This window comes from Pseudomonas entomophila, assembly GCF_013523125.1.
In the GTDB taxonomy this organism is placed as follows: Bacteria; Pseudomonadota; Gammaproteobacteria; order Pseudomonadales; family Pseudomonadaceae; genus Aquipseudomonas; species Aquipseudomonas entomophila_B.
In genome coordinates this window covers 171,595-191,668 of sequence record NZ_JAAMQJ010000003.1, presented here as the reverse complement: position 1 = coordinate 191,668, position 20,074 = coordinate 171,595, and the positions used below count along the sequence as shown (strand labels likewise).

At 65.9% G+C, this 20,074-nt stretch carries 18 protein-coding genes and 2 pseudogenes; 10 read left to right on the top strand and 10 right to left on the bottom strand.

All coding sequences use genetic code 11. The annotated features are described in order from the left end of the window. Positions 1 to 214 precede the first annotated feature (214 nt). Together olsB and G7007_RS03455 are read left to right on the top strand one after the other, a co-directional pair. Entirely contained in the window at positions 215 to 970 is a 756-nt protein-coding gene (olsB, locus tag G7007_RS03460) for an L-ornithine N(alpha)-acyltransferase (protein WP_181099033.1), read from the top strand. Further along, a complete protein-coding gene (locus G7007_RS03455; RefSeq protein ID WP_181099032.1) occupies positions 970 to 1,767 on the top strand; it encodes a lysophospholipid acyltransferase family protein in 798 nt (265 codons plus the stop codon). The genes olsB and G7007_RS03455 overlap by 1 nt, the downstream gene beginning before the upstream one ends. 285 nt (positions 1,768 to 2,052) lie before the next feature. Here G7007_RS03455 and G7007_RS03450 read toward each other — a convergent pair whose 3' ends face one another. After that, positions 2,053 to 2,685 (bottom strand): acyl carrier protein phosphodiesterase, encoded by a 633-nt coding sequence (locus G7007_RS03450; RefSeq protein ID WP_181099031.1) that lies wholly within the window; start codon positions 2,683 to 2,685, stop codon positions 2,053 to 2,055. A 117-nt stretch (positions 2,686 to 2,802) separates the two neighbouring features. On the opposite strand from G7007_RS03450, the gene G7007_RS03445 reads away from it, so the two are divergent. Further along, positions 2,803 to 3,852, top strand: a complete 1,050-nt coding sequence (locus G7007_RS03445) for an alkene reductase (RefSeq protein ID WP_181099030.1) — start codon at positions 2,803 to 2,805, stop codon at positions 3,850 to 3,852. Between the two features lie 29 nt (positions 3,853 to 3,881). Here the strand turns inward: G7007_RS03445 and G7007_RS03440 are convergent. The 3 genes and pseudogenes from G7007_RS03440 to G7007_RS03430 all read right to left on the bottom strand — a co-directional run bounded on the left by G7007_RS03440 (position 3,882) and on the right by G7007_RS03430 (position 6,707). Next, positions 3,882 to 4,700: pseudogene (locus tag G7007_RS03440) on the bottom strand (ATPase). Between the two features lie 74 nt (positions 4,701 to 4,774). Beyond that, positions 4,775 to 5,767 (bottom strand): NAD-dependent epimerase/dehydratase family protein, encoded by a 993-nt coding sequence (locus G7007_RS03435; protein WP_181099029.1) that lies wholly within the window; start codon positions 5,765 to 5,767, stop codon positions 4,775 to 4,777. Between the two features lie 49 nt (positions 5,768 to 5,816). Next, positions 5,817 to 6,707, bottom strand: a complete 891-nt coding sequence (locus G7007_RS03430) for a LysR family transcriptional regulator ArgP (protein WP_181099028.1) — start codon at positions 6,705 to 6,707, stop codon at positions 5,817 to 5,819. 124 nt (positions 6,708 to 6,831) lie between these two features. On the opposite strand from G7007_RS03430, the gene G7007_RS03425 reads away from it, so the two are divergent. The 7 genes from G7007_RS03425 (at position 6,832) to G7007_RS03395 (ending at position 15,948) form a co-directional block, all read left to right on the top strand. Continuing rightward, the gene (locus G7007_RS03425) at positions 6,832 to 7,431 is read left to right on the top strand and encodes a LysE/ArgO family amino acid transporter (protein WP_181099027.1); all 600 of its coding nucleotides are present in this window, start codon (positions 6,832 to 6,834) and stop codon (positions 7,429 to 7,431) included. 283 nt (positions 7,432 to 7,714) lie between these two features. Further along, on the top strand, positions 7,715 to 8,311 hold the full coding sequence (locus G7007_RS03420) for a superoxide dismutase (RefSeq protein WP_181099026.1): 597 nt from the start codon (positions 7,715 to 7,717) through the stop codon (positions 8,309 to 8,311). 308 nt (positions 8,312 to 8,619) lie between these two features. Continuing rightward, positions 8,620 to 10,668: a putative bifunctional diguanylate cyclase/phosphodiesterase gene (locus G7007_RS03415; protein WP_181099025.1), complete on the top strand. Its 2,049-nt coding sequence runs from the start codon at positions 8,620 to 8,622 to the stop codon at positions 10,666 to 10,668. A 162-nt stretch (positions 10,669 to 10,830) separates the two neighbouring features. Further along, positions 10,831 to 12,165: an imelysin family protein gene (locus G7007_RS03410; RefSeq protein ID WP_181099024.1), complete on the top strand. Its 1,335-nt coding sequence runs from the start codon at positions 10,831 to 10,833 to the stop codon at positions 12,163 to 12,165. 173 nt (positions 12,166 to 12,338) lie between these two features. Further along, entirely contained in the window at positions 12,339 to 13,766 is a 1,428-nt protein-coding gene (locus tag G7007_RS03405; protein WP_181099023.1) for a di-heme oxidoreductase family protein, read from the top strand. A 17-nt stretch (positions 13,767 to 13,783) separates the two neighbouring features. Then, positions 13,784 to 14,848, top strand: coding sequence for an imelysin family protein (locus G7007_RS03400; protein ID WP_181099022.1), 1,065 nt, complete (start codon positions 13,784 to 13,786; stop codon positions 14,846 to 14,848). A gap of 2 nt (positions 14,849 to 14,850) precedes the next feature. Then, positions 14,851 to 15,948, top strand: a complete 1,098-nt coding sequence (locus tag G7007_RS03395; protein ID WP_181099021.1) for a DUF1513 domain-containing protein — start codon at positions 14,851 to 14,853, stop codon at positions 15,946 to 15,948. Between the two features lie 58 nt (positions 15,949 to 16,006). Here G7007_RS03395 and G7007_RS03390 read toward each other — a convergent pair whose 3' ends face one another. The 6 genes and pseudogenes from G7007_RS03390 to G7007_RS03365 all read right to left on the bottom strand — a co-directional run. After that, a complete protein-coding gene (locus G7007_RS03390) occupies positions 16,007 to 16,222 on the bottom strand; it encodes a hypothetical protein (protein ID WP_181099020.1) in 216 nt (71 codons plus the stop codon). Continuing rightward, entirely contained in the window at positions 16,222 to 16,920 is a 699-nt protein-coding gene (locus G7007_RS03385) for a lipopolysaccharide kinase InaA family protein (RefSeq protein WP_181099019.1), read from the bottom strand. The genes G7007_RS03390 and G7007_RS03385 overlap by 1 nt, the downstream gene beginning before the upstream one ends. A gap of 5 nt (positions 16,921 to 16,925) precedes the next feature. After that, the gene (locus G7007_RS03380; RefSeq protein ID WP_181099018.1) at positions 16,926 to 17,606 is read right to left on the bottom strand and encodes a class I SAM-dependent methyltransferase; all 681 of its coding nucleotides are present in this window, start codon (positions 17,604 to 17,606) and stop codon (positions 16,926 to 16,928) included. A 103-nt stretch (positions 17,607 to 17,709) separates the two neighbouring features. Further along, positions 17,710 to 19,038, bottom strand: a complete 1,329-nt coding sequence (locus G7007_RS03375; RefSeq protein ID WP_181099017.1) for a sensor histidine kinase — start codon at positions 19,036 to 19,038, stop codon at positions 17,710 to 17,712. Further along, on the bottom strand, positions 19,028 to 19,711 hold the full coding sequence (colR, locus tag G7007_RS03370; protein ID WP_181099016.1) for a two-component system response regulator ColR: 684 nt from the start codon (positions 19,709 to 19,711) through the stop codon (positions 19,028 to 19,030). Before colR ends, G7007_RS03375 begins: the two co-directional genes overlap by 11 nt. Before the next feature lie 138 nt (positions 19,712 to 19,849). After that, a pseudogene (locus G7007_RS03365) lies at positions 19,850 to 19,957 on the bottom strand (type II toxin-antitoxin system HicB family antitoxin); the annotation flags it as partial. Between the last annotated feature and the right edge of the window lie 117 nt (positions 19,958 to 20,074).

Here is a 20,074-nt window from a genome sequence, read left to right as displayed (position 1 = left end):
GGGAAACCCTTCGGAAAGAGGCTGTGAACATTAACCAGCCGTCGGGTTCCCGGCAAGCGTCCATGGCGTCGTGTCGCCAGCCGCCCGGCGCGGCACCTGTCACGCAAGCATCACTCGAGCGTCACTGGCCTGACACCGGGGCTTTCTAGTCTGGCGTTGCCCGCCCAGCACCACTGCGCGCGGCATCCATCCCGGCAGGCTCACGGAGACTCGCATGATTCGGACCGCTCGCTCGATTGGTACCCCCTCCTTGCCACGCCTGCAGGCCGAACGCCTGACCGGCGAGGCAGCCTTGCGCGAGGCCCAGGCACTGCGCTTCGAGGTGTTCAGTCGCGACTTCAAGGCAACCTTCAAGGGCGCAGAGCCGGGATTGGACCAGGATGCCTACGACGTCCATTGCCAGCACCTGGGCGTGCGCGACACCGTCAGCGGCCGGCTGGTCGCCACCACGCGCCTGCTGGATCACCGCGCGGCCGGACGGCTTGGACGCTTCTACAGCGAGGAAGAATTCTGCCTGCAGGGTCTGGGCCAGCTGCAAGGCCCGATCCTCGAGCTGGGCCGGACCTGCGTCGATCCGGCCTATCGCACGGGCGCTACCATCGCCCTGCTCTGGGCCGAGCTGGCCGAGGTGCTCAACGAAGGCGACTATCGCTACCTGATGGGTTGCGCCAGCATTTCCCTGCAAGATGGTGGCGTGCAGGCCCAGGCGATCATGCAGCGCCTGCGCGAGCGCCACCTGTGCCATGACCACCTGCGTGCCGAACCGCGCACGCCCCTGCCGACCCTGGACGTGCCGGCCAACGTCATCGCCGAACTGCCGCCTTTGCTCAAGGCCTACCTGCGCCTGGGCGCCAAGGTGTGCGGCGAGCCCTGCTGGGACGAGGACTTCCAGGTGGCCGACGTGTTCATCCTGCTCAAGCGGGATCAGCTGTGTCCACGCTATGCACGCCATTTCAAGGCCGCGGTCTGATGCTGCGCTGGCGAGTGGCGTTGCGCGCCTGTCGACTGCTTCCGGCACTGGGCCTGGGCGTGGCGCTGGGCTGTGCCGTGGTGGTGGGCGAACGGCTGGGCCTGCGGGTCTCGCTGCGACGGCGGCAGCGTTGGACGCGCCTGTTCATGGGGCGGCTGATGGCGGCATTGCCGTTTCAGGTCCAGGTCAGCGGCCGGCTGCCGACGCGGCCCATGCTCTGGGTCAGCAACCACGTGTCATGGACCGATATCCCCGTGCTTGGCACGCTCGTCCCGCTGTCGTTCCTGTCCAAGCAGGAAGTCCGCCACTGGCCGTTGGCCGGCTGGCTGGCGCACCGGGCCGGGACGCTGTTCATCCGCCGCGGGGGTCATGAGGGGACGCGCCTGCGTCAGCGGATCGCAGGCCGCTTGCAAGGGGGATGTCCGGTGCTGGTCTTTCCTGAAGGCACGACCAGCGACGGCCAGGCGCTGCGTACGTTCCATGGGCGCCTGCTGGGCGGGGCGATCGAGGCGGGCTTGCCGGTGCAGCCGGTGGCGATTGCCTATGTGCGTGACGGAGGGCGCGATACGCTGGCGCCCTTCACGGGCGACGACGACCTGCTGTCGCATGTGCTGAGGTTGCTGGCCCATCCGCCAGGGACGGTGCAGGTTCACGTGCTGGAACCGCTGGTAAGTCTGGGGCGGGAGCGCACGGCATTGGCACGCGAAGCGCAGCAGGCGATCGAAGCGGCCTTGCGCAGGCCGAGTGAGGATGAACAGGCCCAGGCTGCGCGCGGGTCCGTTCTGACGGTGCCTTGAAGAGGTGTCTACTGCCTTGGCAGGGCTGCTTACGCCTCCTCACATCGCAGTGAGGCCGGCTATCACGAGCTTTGTGGGGACTTGCCTGCGATGCAGGCGGCGCCTGATAGGGCCCTATCGCTGGCAAGCCAGCTCCCACCCAGATCTCGGCAGCCTGTCGGTATAGGCATGGCTGCGCGAGCAACCTGTGGGGGCTTGCCCGCGATAGCGTCCGATCCGACACCGCCTCAATCATGGGCAAGCCCATCCTCAAAGGGCCCACAAGGTCTGTACATTCAGAACCCTTCACTCCATGAGCACGCGCGCCTCACACGCCGTTCTGGCCTCGATCTCCTGCCCGATTCGCACCTGTTCCTCCTGTGCGAACCGTTGCAACTGCGGATAGAACGCCCGGAAATCGTCGAGCAGGGCTTCGTACAGCGGCTCCAGCTCATCCATCACGCCCAGCAGGGCTTCTGGCCGCGACAGGCGCCGCCCGATGCCGTGAAACACCAACGCGAGCGTGTCGAACTCGGCGTATGCGCCCAACCAATCGTCCGCCGCCATGGACGGGGCGATCTGCGCCAACCGTCCAGGCAAGTCCGGCTGCGCCAGCAGGATGCGATAGAACCGGCCGGTGAACGCCGCGAGAGGGGGCTGGGCATAGGTGGACCATTCCCGCGCCAGGCAATGGTCGAAGAACACGTCCAGCACGATCCCGGCATAGCGACGGCGCGTTTTGGGAAAGCGCGTCAGCGCCGCCAGCACCTGGGGATGGCTGTCGGTATGGCTGTCGATGCGCCGGTGCAGGCGTATGGCCGCCTCGAGCGCAGGCGCGAAACGGCCCTCCAGCGGGCCTTTGACGAAGTCGCCGTACAGGCTGCCCAGGAGCTGCAACGGCTGGTCGCCGCCCAGATGCAAATGTGCCAGGTAATTCATCCGTGCGAGTCTAGCACCGACGACGCGCCTGCCGTGATCGCTGCACTGAACCCTTGCCTGCGCACCGTCTCGAATGCAGGACCTGCGCCCTGCGCACCCCTGACCCGAGGCCAACCGATGACGACGCTGTTCGATCCGATCACCCTGGGCGACCTGCCCCTGCCCAACCGCATCATCATGGCGCCGCTGACCCGCTGCCGCGCCAGCGAAGGCCGCGTGCCGAACGCCCTGATGGCCGAGTACTACACGCAACGCGCCAGCGCCGGACTGATCCTCAGCGAGGCGACCTCGGTGACGCCGATGGGCGTCGGCTATCCGGACACGCCGGGCATCTGGAGCCAGGCACAGGTCCATGGCTGGCGCCAGGTGACCGAGGCGGTGCATGCCGCTGGCGGGCGGATCTTCCTGCAATTGTGGCATGTGGGTCGCATCTCGCACCCGCGCTACCTCGACGGCCAGGCACCGGTCGCGCCCAGCGCCCTCAAACCCGAAGGCCACGTCAGCCTGGTACGTCCGATCACCGACTATCCGACGCCCCGCGCCCTGGCAACCGAAGAGATCGCCGAGATCGTCGAGGCCTTCCGGGTCGGCGCCGAGCATGCCAAGGCGGCCGGTTTCGATGGCGTGGAAATCCATGGCGCCAACGGGTATCTGCTCGATCAATTCCTGCAGAGCAGCACCAACCAGCGCGACGACCGCTACGGCGGCAGCCTGGAAAACCGTGCGCGGTTGATGCTGGAGGTCACCGATGCGGTGATCGGCGTCTGGGGCGCGCAGCGGGTCGGCATGCACCTGGCACCCCGTGCCGACGCCCATGACATGGGCGACGCCAACCGGGCCAAGACCTTCACCTACGTCGCCCGCGAGCTGGGCAAGCGTGGCCTGGCCTTCCTCTGTGCCCGTGAGCACGTGGCCGAGGACAGCCTGGGGCCACAGCTCAAACAGGCGTTCGGCGGCACCTACATCGCCAACGAAGGCTTCGACAAGGCCAGTGCCACGGCGGCGCTGGCCGAAGGTCGCGCCGATGCGGTGGCGTTCGGCGTCCCCTTCATCGCCAACCCTGACTTGCCCGAGCGTCTGGCCGCCGATGCGCCACTCAACACGCCTCACCCCGAGACGTTCTATGGCCAGGGGGCGGCGGGCTACACCGACTACCCCCGGCGCTGAGACGCCACCGCGCAGGTCACCGCCGTGCGCTAGCGTCCGGTGTTGATCTGCTGCTGCAGGTTCTGCACCTGGCTCTGCAACGTATTGAGGTTACGGCTGACCTGGGTGCGGAAGGCGTCGAACTCCTGCACCGAGGCGCCGCCGGTGGGGCTCTGGGCCGGGCGGTTTTCCAACTGCGCCTTGAGCACCAGCACGTCCTGCTGCAGATCGTTGAGCGCCGTCGTCGGGTCGCCCTGCTTCTTCAGCGCAGCCAGCTCGCCGTCCAGTCGCTTGAGCCCGTCTTCCAGGGCACGCCTGTCGACCTGGGCCGTCTTGAGCGCGACCAGGTCGGTCGCGATCGACTGCACCTGCGCCTGCACACGGGCCTGCGCCTCGCCCAGGGCGGCCTGCTGACGCTGTGACTCGGCCAGCGCCTGCTCCAGGCGCTTGTCCAGGTCACCGGCCTGGCCTGCCACGCCATCCTGCTGCTTGCCTTGCTCGGCCAGCGCGGTCTGCAGCTGGCGAATCTGCAGCTTCAGGGCCTCGGTGTCGGTGCTGACGCTGGACTCGCGCGCCTGCACCCGGCCACTGATGACGTTCAGCCGCCCAGCCGCTTCCTCGCTGATACGCGCGAAGCTCTCCTGGGTCGCGACCAGCTGTTGCTCGAGCAGGGCGATCTGCTGCGTGCTTCACCAGCCCAACCTGGCCAGGGCGATGCACGCCGCCCCCAGCAACGCCCACAGCGGTCCGGTGCTGGCCGCCCGCAGCGGGCGCGAGCGGCCATGGGCGGCGCGCAAGGAGACGTCGTCACGGGCGCCGACATGCAGCGCAGGGACATCATCGGGATCGTCGTGGGTATCGTTACGCATCTGAAGCTTCACCGCAGGGGCCACCAAAAGAGGCGCCAGTATAGACCCTCCAGGCTGGGGGCCGGCAGGGGCGTCTATTGGCCGCTCTGCCCTTTCCACCAAGTGCAGAATTCGTCCAGGGCCGCCCACAGGCTGACCTGGGGACGGTAATCGAGGCGCTGGCGCGCCCGGCTGATGTCCAGGATGAAGTCCTGACTCAAGGCCTGCACGTCATGGCGCGACTGGCTGGGCTGCGGACGTCCCGGCCAGGCTCGGCAGACGGCTTCGCTCAGGGCGCCCAGGCCATAGGCCAGCCCCGGATCGCAGTAACGGGTCACCGGCGCCAGCCCCATCTGGCGCATGACGTAGTTGACCACGTCCCACAGCGGCAGCGGCTGGCCGTTGCTGAGGTTGTAGACGTGGCCCAAGGCCTGCTCCTCGGCAAAGACCGCGGCCAACAACGCCTCGTTGAGGTTGTGCACGCTGGTGAAATCGACGCGGTTCAGACCGTTGCCGATGATCGCCAGGCGACGCTTGCGGTGACGCTGCATCAGGTGCGGGAAGAACCCGGCATCACCGGCGCCCGTCACCCGGTGAGGACGTACAGCCAGGGTTTCGAGACCGAACTCCTGGGCACCGAAGACCTTCTGCTCGGCCAGGAAGCGGGTCAGCGCCTGCGGCCCGCGCAGGCGACGCGGCAGCGGCTCCTCGGGAACCTCGGTGCGATGCTGGCCGGTGCCGTACACCGCTGAAGACGAGACGTAGACCAGCCGCCGGACCTGTTCCTTGAGGCTGCCTTCGACGATGTTCTCGGTGGTCACCACATTGGCCTGGTGAAGCACCTGGTAACCGCCCCACTGGCCCTGCATGCCCGCGCAGTGCACCACGACATCGATGCCCTGGCACACGCGCCGTGCCAGGCGAGCATCGCCCAGGTCGCCCGGCATGAACTGCGCGCCGCGCTTGACCAGGTGCTCGACCCCTTCGGCACGACGGCCATTGACCCGGACGTCGAGGCCCTGCTCGAGCGCAAAACGAGCGAAGCGCCCGCCTATGAAGCCGCTCGCACCGGTGACCAGAATTCGCATGTTTGACCTCGCCTCGCCAGATTCCAGATGCAACAGACGCCCGCCGGGCCTACAACGGCACCAGCCAGTGCGCTGCCGCCTGTCGCAGGTGCTCGGTCAGTTGGCCGAGCAGCATCCCGCCATTGCGCCAATGATGCCAGTACAGCGTTACGTCGATGGGCGTGTCCGGGCAGATCTCCACCAGCTGGCCCGTCTCGAGGTGCGTCAGGATCTGGCATTCGGGCACCATGCCCCAGCCCAGACCGGCTTCGGTCATGCGCAAAAAACCTTCGGCCGAGGGGCACAGGTGATGGACGAACCCGCCTTCGAGCCCCAGCGACGCCAGGTAGCGGTGCTGGAGAAAATCGTCGGGGCCGAACACGATCGCCGGCATTCGGCTCAGCCGTGCCTTGTCGAACCCCTTTGGAAAATGGCGTGTCATGAAGGCCGGACTCGCCACCGCGCGGTAGCGCATGGCGCCTAGCGGCAGGCAGCGTGCACCGGCCACAGGCCGTTCGCTGCCGCACAGACAGGCGGCGACTTCGCCGGCCTTCATGCGCCGCAGACCCACGTCCTGGTCTTCGACCACCAGTTCCAGCAACAAGGATTGTGCAGCGCAGAAGGGGCCGATCGCGCCTGCCCACCAGGTCGCCAGGCTGTCGGCGTTGAGGGCAATGCGCATCCGTTCCGGCATGCCTTCGGCATCCAGCGCCGGAACCTGGCGCTGCAGGTCGCGTTCCAGCAATCGCACCTGCTGGACATGGTTGAGCAATTGACGGCCCACGTCGGTGGGCAGGGGCGGCGTCGCCCGCACCAGTACCGGCTGCCCGACACGCGCCTCAAGCAGCTTGACCCGCTGCGACACGGCCGACTGCGACAGCCCCAGCACCTGCGCGGCACGCTCGAATCCGCCCTGCTCGATGACCGCCGCCAGGGCGGCCAGCAACTTGTAGTCGAACATCGTTTTCTCTAATGCCAGATCAGCGTTATTTGTTTTTCTTATACCGCGTCTACCACCAGAATGCCCGCATCCATCTCGACAATCGCGCTGTCCACAGGACCAGCGCCAGGGGAGCGTTTCTCTCATGTGGCAAAGTTATCTCAACGGGCTGTTGGTCTCCCTCGGCCTGATCATGGCCATCGGCACCCAGAATGCGTTCGTGCTGGCCCAGAGCTTGCGCCGCGAACACCACCTGCCGGTGGCCGCACTCTGCGTGGTGTGCGATGCGCTGCTGGTGAGCGCTGGCGTGTTCGGCCTGGCCACCGTGCTCGCCAACAGCCCGACGCTGCTGGCCGTGGCCCGCTGGGGCGGCGCGGCGTTTCTGGTGTGGTACGGCAGCAAGGCGCTGCTGCGCGCCTGCAGCCGGCAGAGCCTCGAACAGCAACAGGGCCTGGGCCTGCGCTCGCGCCGGGCCGTGTTGCTCAGTGCCCTGGCGGTGACCTTGCTCAACCCCCACGTGTACATCGATACCGTCCTGCTGATCGGCTCGCTCGGTGCCCAGCAGCCCGTCCCGGGTGCCTACGTCGCCGGTGCTGCCAGCGCCTCGCTGATCTGGTTCTTCACCCTGGCCCTGGCCGCCGCCTGGCTCGCTCCCTGGCTGGCCCGCCCGACCACCTGGCGACTGGTCGACCTGATGGTCGCGGCGATGATGTTCGCGGTGGCGGTGCAGTTGGTGGTGGGGTGAGCTGCAAGCTGCAAGCTGCAAGCTGCAAGCTGCAGCGTCAGCGTCGCCCCTGCATCCTGTCAACACCTGACGCACCGCGCTATCGTCCGCTTGTAGCTTGTAGCTTGTAGCTTGTAGCTCCTGGCTTGTCCCCCACTCCCTAGCTCTAACTTGCGGTCTGCCGCGCCCCAGATGCTATGATCCGGCCCCGCGTCGCAAAGAGTACAAACTCGCCGACGCGTCGAAGGCCGCCCGTGATCGGCCTTGCGTCCCCTCGCAAACAGACCTGAACAGGAGAACGACCATGGCTTTTGAATTGCCGCCGCTGCCGTACGCCCACGATGCCCTGCAGCCGCACATCTCCAAGGAAACCCTGGAGTATCACCACGACAAGCACCACAACACCTACGTCGTGAACCTGAACAATCTCGTTCCAGGCACCGAATTCGAAGGCAAGAGCCTCGAAGAGATCGTCAAGACCTCCTCCGGTGGTGTCTTCAACAACGCCGCGCAGGTCTGGAACCATACCTTCTACTGGAACTGCCTGTCGCCCAACGGCGGCGGCGAGCCGACCGGTGCGCTGGCCGAGGCCATCAACCAGGCGTTCGGTTCCTTCGACACATTCAAGGAAGAATTCAGCAAGACGTCCATCGGCACCTTCGGCTCCGGCTGGGGCTGGCTGGTGAAGAAGGCCGACGGTTCCCTGGCCCTGGCCAGCACCATCGGTGCCGGCAACCCGCTGACCAATGGCGATACCCCGCTGTTGACCTGCGACGTCTGGGAGCACGCCTACTACATCGACTACCGCAACGTGCGTCCCAAGTACGTCGAAGCGTTCTGGAACCTGGTGAACTGGGACTTCGTCGCCGAGCAGTTCGAAGGCACGCCCTTCACCGCCTGATCCCGACGTCCCCTGAGCCCGGCGCGTGCCGTGATGCCGTTCGATTCCGAACGTCGTCGCGGCAACCGCCGGGCTTTTTTCGTCCTGGCTTGCGCCAGGACAACTTGCCGCACGCGTATGGCACGCTAACATCAACCAGTGAAAGACGACGACGTACTCACGCCGCGTGAGGGATCGGGTCGCTCGTGTCTTCAGAACCACACCGCTGCGCACGAACGAATCCTGTTGCCGAGTCGCCACCGGTGGATAGTGCGCAGGCCACTTTAATGGCAGTATGCCGTCACGCGCATGGATGAAGGACACCTCCGTTGAAGCTGGAATTCAAGAACAGCTTGTCGGTCAAGCTGCTGAGGGTCGTGCTGCTGTCGGCGCTGGCGGTAGGCGTTGTCCTCAGCTGCGCGCAAATCGTCTTCGATGCCTACAAGACGCGGCAGGCCGTGGCCACCGACGGCCAGCGTATCCTGGACATGTTTCGCGACCCATCGACGCAGGCGGTCTACAGTCTGGACCGTGAGATGGGCATGCAAGTCATGGAAGGCCTGTTCCAGAACGAATCGGTGCGCATGGCCTCGATCGGCCATCCCAACGAAACCATGCTGGCGGACAAGGCCCGCCCGATGAAAGAAACGTCCACGCGGTGGCTCACCGACCCGATTCTCGGCAGCGAGCGCAGCTTCGCCACGCAGTTGGTGGGGCGCGGTCCCTACAGCGAATACTACGGCGACCTGCGCATCACCCTGGACACCGCCAGCTACGGCGAGGGTTTTCTGGTCAACGCGGTGATCATCTTCGTGTCCGGTGTGCTGCGCGCACTGGCCATGGGCCTGGTCCTGTACCTGGTGTACCACTGGCTGCTGACCAAGCCGTTGTCGAAGATCATCGAACACCTGACGCACATCAACCCCGACCGCCCCAGCCAGCACCAGATCCCGCCGCTCAAGGGCAACGAAAAGAACGAGCTGGGCCTGTGGGTCAATACGGCCAACCAGTTGCTGGCGTCCATCGAACGCAACACGCACCTGCGTCACGAGGCCGAGAACAGCCTGCAGCGCATGGCCCAGTACGACTTTCTCACGGGCCTGCCCAATCGCCAGCAGTTGCAACAGCAGCTGGACATGATCCTGGACGATGCCGGCCGCCTGCAGCGTCGCGTGGCGGTGCTGTGCTTCGGGCTGGACGACTTCAAGGGCATCAACGAGCAGTTCAGTTATCAAGCCGGTGACCAGTTGCTGCTGGCGTTGGCCGACCGCCTGCGTGCCCACAGCGGCCGATTGGGGGCGCTGGCACGACTGGGCGGTGATCAGTTCGCGCTGGTCCAGGCCAACATCGAGCAGCCCTACGAGGCCGCCGAGCTGGCGCAGACCATCCTCGACGACCTGGAGGCACCCTTCTCGCTCGACCAGCAACGGATTCGTCTGCGCGCCACCATCGGCATCACCCTGTTCCCCGAGGACGGCGACAGCACCGAGAAACTGCTGCAGAAGGCCGAGCAGACCATGACCCTGGCCAAGGCACGCTCGCGCAATCGCTACCAGTTCTACGTCGCCAGCGTGGACAGCGAGATCCGGCGACGACGGGAGCTGGAGAAGGACTTGCGCGAAGCCCTGGCGCACGATCAGTTCTACCTGGTCTACCAGCCACAGATCAGCTATCGCGACAAGCGGGTGGTCGGCGTCGAGGCGTTGCTGCGCTGGCAGCACCCACGCCTGGGCCTGGTGCCGCCTGACCAGTTCATCCCGCTGGCCGAACAGAATGGCTGCATCATCGCCATCGGCGAGTGGATCCTCGACCAGGCCTGCCGGCAGTTGCGCGACTGGCACGATCAAGGGTTCGGCGAGCTGCGCATGGCGGTCAACCTGTCGACCGTCCAGCTGCACCACAACGAGCTGCCCCGAGTGGTCAACAACCTGCTGCAAGCCTACCGGCTGCCACCGGGCAGTCTGGAACTGGAGGTCACCGAGACCAGCCTGATGGAGGACATCAGCACCGCAGCGCAGCACCTGCTGAGCTTGCGCCGCTCGGGGGCTCTGATCGCCATCGACGACTTCGGCACCGGCTACTCGTCCCTCAGCTACCTGAAGTCGCTGCCCCTGGACAAGATCAAGATCGACAAGAGCTTCGTCCAGGACCTGATCGACGACGACGATGCGACCATCGTGCGGGCGATCATCCAGCTGGGCAAGAGTCTGGGCATGCAGGTGATCGCCGAGGGCGTGGAGACCGCCGAGCAGGAAACCTACATCATCGCCCAGGGCTGTCACGAAGGTCAGGGCTATCACTACAGCAAGCCCCTGCCGGCACGTGAGCTGACGCAATTCATCCGGCACACCCAGCGCGCGCAGGTCTCGGCGCTCTGACGCAGGGCGTCGAGCCTGCGCCGATGACGCGCCTGGTAACGACACCGGTCTTCGAGATTTACGCCAACCCCTTTACACAAAATGCAAATCTTTCGCATTATGTACCGGTTTCGCGTGCCACCGGCACCCAGTCCCACTCCCTTGACGCAGGAAACACCGACCATGATCCGTATGCCCCTGGCCTCCGCCAGCCTGTTGGCCCTCGCCATCGCCCTCGCCGGGTGCGGTGAGAAGGATGACAAGACTGCCGCGCCGAACGCTCAGGCACCTGTTGCCGCCAGCACCCCGGCCGTGGCCCCGGGCGCCGTCGATGAAACGGCCGGCAAGGCCGTGGTCAAGCACTACGCCGAAATGGCCTACGTCATCTATGGCGACTCGCTGAGCACCGCCAAAGCCCTGCAGAGCGCGGTCGACGCGTTCCTGGCCAAGCCGGACGACCAGACCCTGAAAGCCGCCCGGGACGCCTGGATCGCCGCACGCATTCCTTACCTGCAAACCGAAGCCTTCCGCTTCGGCAACACCATCATCGACGACTGGGAAGGCCAGGTGAACGCCTGGCCGCTGGACGAAGGCCTGATCGACTACGTCGACAGCAGCTACGAACACGCCCTGGGCAACCCGGCCGCCAGCGCCAACATCATCGCCAACACCGAGATCCAGGTGGGCGAAGAGAAAGTCGACGTCAAGGACATCACCCCCGAGAAGCTCGCCGGTCTCAACGAACTGGCCGGCTCGGAAGCCAACGTCGCCACGGGTTACCACGCCATCGAATTCCTGCTCTGGGGCCAGGACCTCAACGGCACCGGTCCGGGTGCCGGCAACCGTCCCGCTTCCGACTACCTGGAAGGCGAAGGCGCCACGGGCGGCCACAACGACCGTCGCCGCGCCTACCTGAAGGCGGTCACCGACCTGCTGGTCAGCGACCTGGAAGAAATGGTCGCCAACTGGGCGCCGAACGTCACCGACAACTACCGCGCCACGCTGGAAGGCGAGTCGGTCAACGATGGCTTGCGCAAGATGCTGTTCGGCATGGGCAGCCTGTCGCTGGGCGAGCTGGCCGGCGAGCGCATGAAGGTCTCCCTGGAAGCCAACTCGCCTGAAGACGAGCAGGACTGCTTCAGCGACTACACCCACTTCGCGCACTTCTACGACGCTAAGGGCATCCGCAACATCTACCTGGGCGAGTACACCCGTGCCGACGGCACCCGACTGACCGGCCCGAGCCTGTCGTCGCTGGTGGCCAAGGCCGACCCGGCCACCGACACGGCCCTCAAGGCCGACCTGGCAGCCACCGAGGCGAAGATCCAGGTCATGGTCGACCACGCGCTCAAGGGTGAACACTACGACCAGCTGATCGCGCCGGACAACGCGGCGGGCAACCAGATCGTGCGTGACGCCATCGCGGCGCTGGTCAAGCAGACCGGCACCATCGAGCAGGCCGCGGGCAAGCTGGGCATCACCAACCTGAGCCCGGATACGGCCGATCACGCGTTCTGATCGACCATCGGCCTGAGGCGTCGTTCGCGGCGTCGCAGGCCGATCCCCTCGCGGCTTCATGCACCTGGACTGACGTCGATTTCATCCGGCAAACGCAAATCCCTCTTATTCATACCTCGCCAGCCTGCTAAGCTTGCACCCCTGTTTTTCGCTCGCACCCTCCAGGATTGTCGATGTCCTCGCCGCTGCTTCGTCTCTCGCCCTTGCTGCTGCTCTGTGCGCTGACCGCCTGTGATGACGCATCGCGCCTCACCCAGGCCGAGCCGGGCGAAGCCTTGTCGGGTGGTACCACGACCGTGCAGCGACAGGACCGCCAGGCATTTTCGCTGCCATCGGCCAACCTGACCCCAGAACGCCGGCTGGACTTCAGCGTCGGCAACAGCTTCTTCCGCAGTCCCTGGGTGATCGCCCCGTCGACCACCACGGCGCGTGATGGCCTGGGCCCATTGTTCAACACCAATGCCTGCCAGAACTGCCACGTGCGCGACGGCCGGGGTCATCCCCCAGAGCCCGGCGCGCGCAATGCGGTGTCGATGCTGGTGCGCCTGTCGATCCCCGACCAACCGGCCTACCTTCAGGAGATCGAGCGCCTGGGCGTCGTCCCCGAGCCTACCTACGGCACCCAACTGCAGGACATGGCCGTACCCGGTGTCGCGCCGGAAGGCAAGGTGCGGGTCGAGTACAGCGCCGAGCCGGTCAGCTTCGCGGACGGCTACACGGTCGAACTGCGCCGGCCGCACGTGCGCATCACCCAGCTGGGGTACGGCCCGATGCATCCGGACACGCGCCTGTCGGCACGGGTCGCCCCGCCCATGATCGGGCTCGGCCTGCTCGAAGCAATCCCGGAGGCGGCGATCCTGGCCAATGCCGACCCGGACGACCACGACGGCGATGGCATCCGCGGGCGCCCGAACCGGGTCTGGGACCAGGCGCGGCAGGAGACGGTCCTGGGGCGTTTCGGCTGGAAGGCCGGGCAGCCCACCGTCAACCAGCAGAACGCCCACGCCTTCGCCGGCGACATGGGGTTGACCACGACCCTGCTGCCCCACGACGACTGCACCCCGGCCCAGGTGGATTGCCAGCGCGCCCCCAATGGCAACGGCGCCGACGGCGAGCAGGAGGTCAGCGACAACATCCTGCGCCTGGTGACCTTCTACACACGCAACCTCGCCGTCCCGGCGCGCCGCGACGTCGACGCCCCCCAGGTGCTGGCCGGCAAGCGCCTGTTTCACGAAGCCGGCTGCCAGGCCTGCCACACCCCCACGTTCACCACGGCGGCCGAGGGCGTCGAACCCGAACTGGCCAACCAGGTCATCCACCCCTACAGTGACCTGCTGTTGCACGACATGGGGTCGGGGCTGGCGGACGGCCGCAGCGAGTTCGAGGCGAGCGGCCAGCACTGGCGCACGCCACCGCTGTGGGGTGTGGGCCTGACCCAGGCGGTCAGTGGCCACACGCAATTGCTGCACGACGGGCGTGCCCGCAACCTGCTCGAAGCGGTGCTCTGGCACGGCGGCGAAGCGGATGCGGCCCGTCGTCACGTACTGACGTTCGACGCCGAGCAGCGTGCTGCGCTGCTGGCCTTTCTGAATTCACTCTAAGCGCAAAGGACCCGGGCATGTTCCGACCCAAACTGTTGTTCACCAGCCTCGCCGCACTCGCCCTGGGCGCCTGCGCACCGCAGGACCCACAAGCCGTGACCTCGGCGGCCATCGCCAAGCAGGTGATCCTGCCGACCTACAGCCGCTGGGTCGAAGCCGACCGACAACTGGCCGCCAGCGCCCTGGCCTTCTGCGAAGGCAAGGAAACCCTGGAGGCGGCGCGCAACGACTTCCTCGCCGCGCAGAAGGCCTGGGCCGAACTGCAACCACTGCTGGTCGGCCCGCTGGCCGAAGGCAACCGCGCCTGGCAGGTGCAGTTCTGGCCGGACAAGAAGAACCTGGTCGGTCGCCAGGTCGAGCAACTGGTCAACGGCGACAAGCCGGTCGACGCCCAGACCCTGGGCAAATCCAGCGTCGTGGTGCGCGGCCTGTCGGCCTACGAGTACATCCTCTTCGACAGCAAGCCGGACATCGCCAGTGCCGAGCAGAAGGCGCGCTACTGCCCACTGCTGGTCGCCATCGGCGAGCACCAGAAGGCCCTGGCCGAAGAGATCCTCAAGGGCTGGAACAGCACCGACGGCATGCTCTCGCAGATGACCACGTTCCCCAACCAGCGCTATGCCGACTCCCACGAGGCGATCGCCGACGTGCTGCGCGCCCAGGTCACCGCCCTCGACACCCTGAAGAAGAAACTCGGCGCGCCGATGGGTCGCCAGAGCAAGGGCTTCGTCCAGCCGCTGCAGGCCGAAGCCTGGCGCAGCCACGCGTCGATGAAGAGCCTCGAGGCCAGCCTCAAGGCCGCGCAAGCGCTGTGGGTGGGGGTTGACAACAAGGGCCTGCGCGGTTTGCTGGGCAAGGAACACGCGGCCCTGGCCGACAAGATCGACGATGCCTACGCCACCTCGCTCGCGCTGCTGGCCGACAATCAGAAGACCTTGGGCGAACTGCTGGCCGACGACGCCGGCAAACAGATGCTCGAGCAGCTCTACGACAGCCTCAACGTCGTCCACCGCCTGCACGAAGGCGAGCTGGCCAAGGCGTTGAACATCCAGCTGGGCTTCAATGCCAACGACGGTGACTGATCATGTTGCGAGACCAGGCCAAGCGATTCGGTAGCACCTTGCTCGACGTCCTGACGCTGCGCGGCTGGACGCTGCGCCGCGACAAGACCGCCGGGCAACTCCTGTTGTCGGCACGCGACGATGCCGACGGCAAGCACTACGCCGTCGCCTACCGACTCGACGGCCGTCAGGTGTTCGCCACCGAAGTGGGGCAACGCTGCCATGCCATCATCGACCATCCGACGCTGCCGGTCGCGCTGTTCGTCGCCCGTCGTCCCGGCACCGAAAGCTACCTGATCGACGTGCGTGACGGGCGCCTGCTGCAGACCCTCACGTCCCGACCGAACCGGCATTTCTACGGGCACGCGGTGATCCACCGCGACGGCGAGTGGCTGTACACCACCGAGAACGACACCACCGACCCCGGGCGTGGCGTATTGGGGGTGTACCGGTTCGACGGTGAGCGCCTGGTCCACGACGGCGAGCTGTCGACCCACGGCATCGGGCCCCACGAGGTGTCCTGGATGCCGGACGGCGAAACGCTGGTCGTGGCCAATGGCGGCATTCGCACCGAAGCGGAAAGCCGGGTGGAGATGAACCTCGACGCGATGGAGCCCAGCCTGGTGCTGATGCGACGCGACGGCAGCCTGACCAGCAAGGAAACCTTGTCTCAGTCCATGAACAGCGTTCGCCACCTGGCGATCGGCGGCGACGGCACCATCGTGGCCTGCCAGCAGTTCATGGGCGATGCCGACGAGACCGCCGAACTGCTGGCGATCAAGCGTCCAGGCCAGCCTTTCCAACCCTTCCCGGTGGCCGAGGCGCAGCTGCGATCAATGGCCCAGTACACCGCCAGCGTGGCCATCCACGATGAACTGCGTCTGGTGGCGCTGACCGCACCGCGTGCCAACCGGTTGTTCGTCTGGGGCCTGGACGATGGCCAGGTACGCCTGGATGCACCGATGCCGGACTGTGCCGGGGTCGGGGCGGTAAAGGACGGTTTCGTGGTGACCTCGGGGCAAGGTCGATGCCGCTACTACGATTGCCGCATACCGGCACCGATTGGCCAGCCCCTGCAGATGCCCTCGGGCTTTTGGGACAACCACCTGCATCTGGTCTAGCACCTGGCGACGAGCATGGGGCCGGTCATGACCCCATGCGGGTTACCGGGGCGCGACGCTAGTTTCCGGCGCGTAGCCCCTGGCGCATGCCGAACAGAAACAGCAGCAGATCCTGATCCGGCTCGGCCGCGACGTGTGCCTTGGCTTCACGGGGTGTCAGGCACTGCGGCGTGCTCAGCACCTGCGGTCGGGGTTCATGCCAGGCCGCAGCCGCTGCCGTGGTGACCACCAGCGCGGCCACCAGAAACAAAGCTCGTGCTATTTCTAGTTTCATTACCCTAACCCTTTGATAGCGCTGCCAAACGCTTCTCGATAAAAGTAGAGCAGCTTTTGCCATTCTGCTTCAGTGAGTGACGAATGGCGTTTCAACTGACGCAGGTCGTTGCCCGCCGCACGTTGACGGCTCAGGCGTGTACGGCTCTTCTCCAGATCCAGCAACGCCACCTCGACCGTGGCCTGGGCACCCTCGCCCGTCACGCGGACGAAGACATGCTTGCCATACAGGCACCCATGTTGCCGGTGCCCCTGGTGCAGACGAGCCAGGTTCACCGCCAGCGCCTGCAGCATGGCGTCGTGCACGGCTTGCCCATGGTGCAGGCGTGCATCCTGGGCATGCCAGGTGTCGAGGTCGACGAAGCCGTCGAGCGCCTTGCTCACCAGCAGCGCCCGCCATTGCCGCTGGGGATCGCGCTCCACGCCACAGAACACGATGTCCGGCACCCGGACGCCCAGGCTCTGGCAACTGCGCAGGGCGTCGCGTTCGCGCAACACGGTGGGGCGCCCGAACGGGTGCAGCAAGGTACGGTACACATGACCGATCTGGCGCTTGGCATACAACGTCTGCCCCTGCTCGTCGCGCAGGCGCTGCACACCGCTCTCGCCACCACGACGCTGGTTGGGTTCCTCGACCCATTCGCCCTGCTGTTGCCAGTAGAACTCGAACTGTCGGGATGCCCTGTGGGGTACTGCCATCGTCACTACCTCTTTCTCAATAGATACACGCGCCACATCGCATAGAACGGCAGGAAATCCAGACGCTCCTGGATGGCGAAGCCGGCGGCGGCGAACTCCGCCTCGACCACCTTGGCCGGCAGCACGTAGCGGTTCTGGTAGCGTTCGTCCTGACGCACCGTGTGACGGCGTGCCTCGAGCCGCTTGCGCCGCCAGGCCTTGAAATTGCCATCCACCCACAGCGAAAGGATCACGCTGTCGCGACTGACGCGCTTGAATTCTTGCAACAAGGCCCGCCGATGCGCAGCCTGACCTACATGGTGAAACAACCGCATGCAAAAGATGCTGTCGACGGCATTGTCCGGCAGGTCCAGGGCGAAAGCAGAGGTCTGCAACGGCTTCACCCGCGCCACCACCTGGGGCGGCTGTGCTGCACACGCGGTTTCCAGCATGGCCGCCGAATAGTCGGCCCCAATGATCACCCGGCTGGGCTTCTCCGCCAGCAGTGGCCAGAAACGCCCGGCCCCACTGGGGACATCGAGCACCAGGCCAGGATCGCCCGCCAACGCCAAGGCACGTCTGGCCAGTTGCTCGTCACGCTGGTGCGAGAGCTTGCGGGCCAGGCTGTCCTGGTGCTTGCGCAGGTAAGTCTGGGCATGTTCCCAATCGTATTTGTCGGAAAACTCAAGCTTGATGGGGTCGTGCATCGCGCATCTCCGGAGAAGGTGCGCCACCTTAAGCAGGCGAACGTTAGCATCCGGTCACATCAATGTGAAAAAACCGTCAGCCCTTTCGGGCTTTTCCGACGATTCATGGGGGATCATTTTCGTGGACAGGCGTCACAGGCGCGGTTCCGCCCGTCTTGCTGGGTGCCAGATTGACCTGGAAGCGACACCCGTGAGGCAGCGTCGTCGTCAGCGTCACCTGCCAGCCCTGGTCGTCGCAGATCCGCTGGACCAGCGACAGCCCCAGGCCCAGCCCTTCCCCACGGCGCTCGTCGCCCCGTACGAAGGGTCGGAACATCGCTTCGCGCTGCTCCTCGGGGATCCCGACCCCACTGTCTTCGACACTGAAGCCGCCGGCCTCCAGGCTCAAGCGGATGTAGCCATGATCGGTATAGTGCGCAGCGTTGCGCAGCAGGTTGCCCATCACCGACTGCAGGAAGGTCGCGTTGTAGAGCACCGAACCAGCCTGGGCCCGACCGTCGTAGTGCAGGGTCAGACCTTTCTGTTCGATGGTGTCGCGCCAGACCCCGATCAAATCGTCCGCCACTTCCCGCAACGACGCTCGAGAGGCGACTGCGCCTTCGTCGCGCTGGGCCCTGGCCAGCATCAGGAAGGTCTTGACCAGTTCACGCATTTCCTCGGTGGCCCGGGCAATGCGCTCGACCTGGTTGCGTGCCCGGCTGTCCAGGGCCGGGTTTTCCTGCAGCAGTTCGCACGAGGTGGCCAGCACCATCAGGGGCGTGCGCAGTTCGTGGCTGACGTCGCTGGTGAACAGTCGCTCCCGCGTCAGTGCATCACGCAGGCGCCCCAGGGTGTCGTCGAAGGCCACGGCCAGCTGCCCGACCTCGTCGGCGGCATAGTCCGGCGCCAGGGGCGGCGCCAGGCCCAGCAGCTGGTCGCGGTGACGCACTTGGCGCGCCAGGCGGATGACCGGCGCCATGACCCGCCGCGCCAGGACCCAACCGAGGAACGTCGCCAGGGCCAGACTCAGCACGAAGCCGACCATGACCACCGCGAACAGCAGCCGCTCGCGCTCTTCGAAATCGCTCTGGTCCTGCAGCAGCACGTAGTGGCGACCGTCGACGATCTCGACCATGGCGTGGTAGGACAGCTGGTCACGGAACACTTCGTGAAAACCCGGCGTCAGGTGATGCAGGTCCTTGGGCAAGGCGAAGTCGTCGCGGCCATCGCTGAAATAGAACAACTGGTCCGGGCGTGGCCGGTGGCTCCAGTCACTGACGCTGTCCATGCGCAGCAGCCGCTGCAGGTCGCCGCCGAGCACGGCCGAGATCAGCCGCTCCTCGACCAGGTGCACGGTGGCGACGATGCCGAAGGCAAAGGCCCCGGCGACCAGGGCGCTCATCAGCGCGAAGGCGATGATGATGCGTTGGGCAAGGCTCTGTCTAAACTCCATCACGACCCTCGGCGAGGCGATAGCCGACGCCGTGGACGGTGTGCAGCAGCGGGCGCTCGAAGGGCTTGTCGATCACCTGGCGAAGCTGGTGCACGTGGCTGCGCAGGCTGTCGCTGTCCGGGCAATCGTCGCCCCACAGGGTTTCTTCCAGGACCTCGCGGCGCAGCACGTGGGGGCTCTTCTGCATCAGCACCGCCAGCAGCTTGAGGCCGACCGGGTTGAGCTTCAGTGGCCGGCCTTCGCGGCTGACCTCCAGCGTGTCCAGATCGTAGGTGAGGTCGGCGACCTGCAGCACACGGCGTCCACCGCCCTGGGCACGGCGCAGGACCGCCTCGATGCGGGCGGCCAGTTCCGACAGCGCGAAGGGCTTGAGCAGGTAGTCGTCGGCGCCGGAGCGGAAGCCTTGGAGGCGGTCGTCCAACTGATCGCGGGCCGTGAGCATGATCACTGGCGTGTCGCGCCGTGCATCCTCGCGCAGGCGCTTGCACAGGGTGTAACCATCGATCCCCGGCAGCATGATGTCGAGCACGATCAGGTCGTAGTGCTCGGTGGCCGCCAGGTGCAGCCCGGACAGGCCGTCCTGGGCGCAGTCGACGGTGTAGCCCTTCATGCCGAGGTAATCGGCAAGATTGGCAAGAATATCGCGGTTGTCTTCAACCAGTAAGATGCGCATCGGGTCTCCTGTGCGGCGCTCGGGGGTCTGCGCGGCAGGCGCAGCTTACGGGCATCGCGGGAAGGGCTTCAAGCGGCATGGACAGAAAGCTTTGCAAGAGGCGCACGACGAGGCTGAAGCGCGTGCCCTGCTGCCGGCTCATCGACTCAGCTTCTCCATGGCTGCATCGGCCAGAAAGGAGGAGCGACTTTTGACATTATGATCGCGGACATACTGGTCGATTCGTTGAATGACCTTTCCTGGCAGCCTCAAATAAAAAATCCGGCATCAGAGGACTGATGCCGGATTTTTGAGGGTCTCACCTGCGTAAGCGAGCTCGTGCAGACACTGCTACAGGGTGTGACCCATAGGGGTCATGCAGGC

Coding starts and splice junctions, on each gene's coding strand:
- olsB (WP_181099033.1), top strand. CDS start 215: ATGATTCGGACCGCTCGCTCGATTGGTACCCCCTCCTTGCCACGCCTG.
- G7007_RS03455 (WP_181099032.1), top strand. CDS start 970: ATGCTGCGCTGGCGAGTGGCGTTGCGCGCCTGTCGACTGCTTCCGGCA.
- G7007_RS03450 (WP_181099031.1), bottom strand. CDS start 2,685: ATGAATTACCTGGCACATTTGCATCTGGGCGGCGACCAGCCGTTGCAG.
- G7007_RS03445 (WP_181099030.1), top strand. CDS start 2,803: ATGACGACGCTGTTCGATCCGATCACCCTGGGCGACCTGCCCCTGCCC.
- G7007_RS03435 (WP_181099029.1), bottom strand. CDS start 5,767: ATGCGAATTCTGGTCACCGGTGCGAGCGGCTTCATAGGCGGGCGCTTC.
- G7007_RS03430 (WP_181099028.1), bottom strand. CDS start 6,707: ATGTTCGACTACAAGTTGCTGGCCGCCCTGGCGGCGGTCATCGAGCAG.
- G7007_RS03425 (WP_181099027.1), top strand. CDS start 6,832: ATGTGGCAAAGTTATCTCAACGGGCTGTTGGTCTCCCTCGGCCTGATC.
- G7007_RS03420 (WP_181099026.1), top strand. CDS start 7,715: ATGGCTTTTGAATTGCCGCCGCTGCCGTACGCCCACGATGCCCTGCAG.
- G7007_RS03410 (WP_181099024.1), top strand. CDS start 10,831: ATGATCCGTATGCCCCTGGCCTCCGCCAGCCTGTTGGCCCTCGCCATC.
- G7007_RS03405 (WP_181099023.1), top strand. CDS start 12,339: ATGTCCTCGCCGCTGCTTCGTCTCTCGCCCTTGCTGCTGCTCTGTGCG.
- G7007_RS03400 (WP_181099022.1), top strand. CDS start 13,784: ATGTTCCGACCCAAACTGTTGTTCACCAGCCTCGCCGCACTCGCCCTG.
- G7007_RS03395 (WP_181099021.1), top strand. CDS start 14,851: ATGTTGCGAGACCAGGCCAAGCGATTCGGTAGCACCTTGCTCGACGTC.
- G7007_RS03390 (WP_181099020.1), bottom strand. CDS start 16,222: ATGAAACTAGAAATAGCACGAGCTTTGTTTCTGGTGGCCGCGCTGGTG.
- G7007_RS03385 (WP_181099019.1), bottom strand. CDS start 16,920: ATGGCAGTACCCCACAGGGCATCCCGACAGTTCGAGTTCTACTGGCAA.
- G7007_RS03380 (WP_181099018.1), bottom strand. CDS start 17,606: ATGCACGACCCCATCAAGCTTGAGTTTTCCGACAAATACGATTGGGAA.
- G7007_RS03375 (WP_181099017.1), bottom strand. CDS start 19,038: ATGGAGTTTAGACAGAGCCTTGCCCAACGCATCATCATCGCCTTCGCG.
- colR (WP_181099016.1), bottom strand. CDS start 19,711: ATGCGCATCTTACTGGTTGAAGACAACCGCGATATTCTTGCCAATCTT.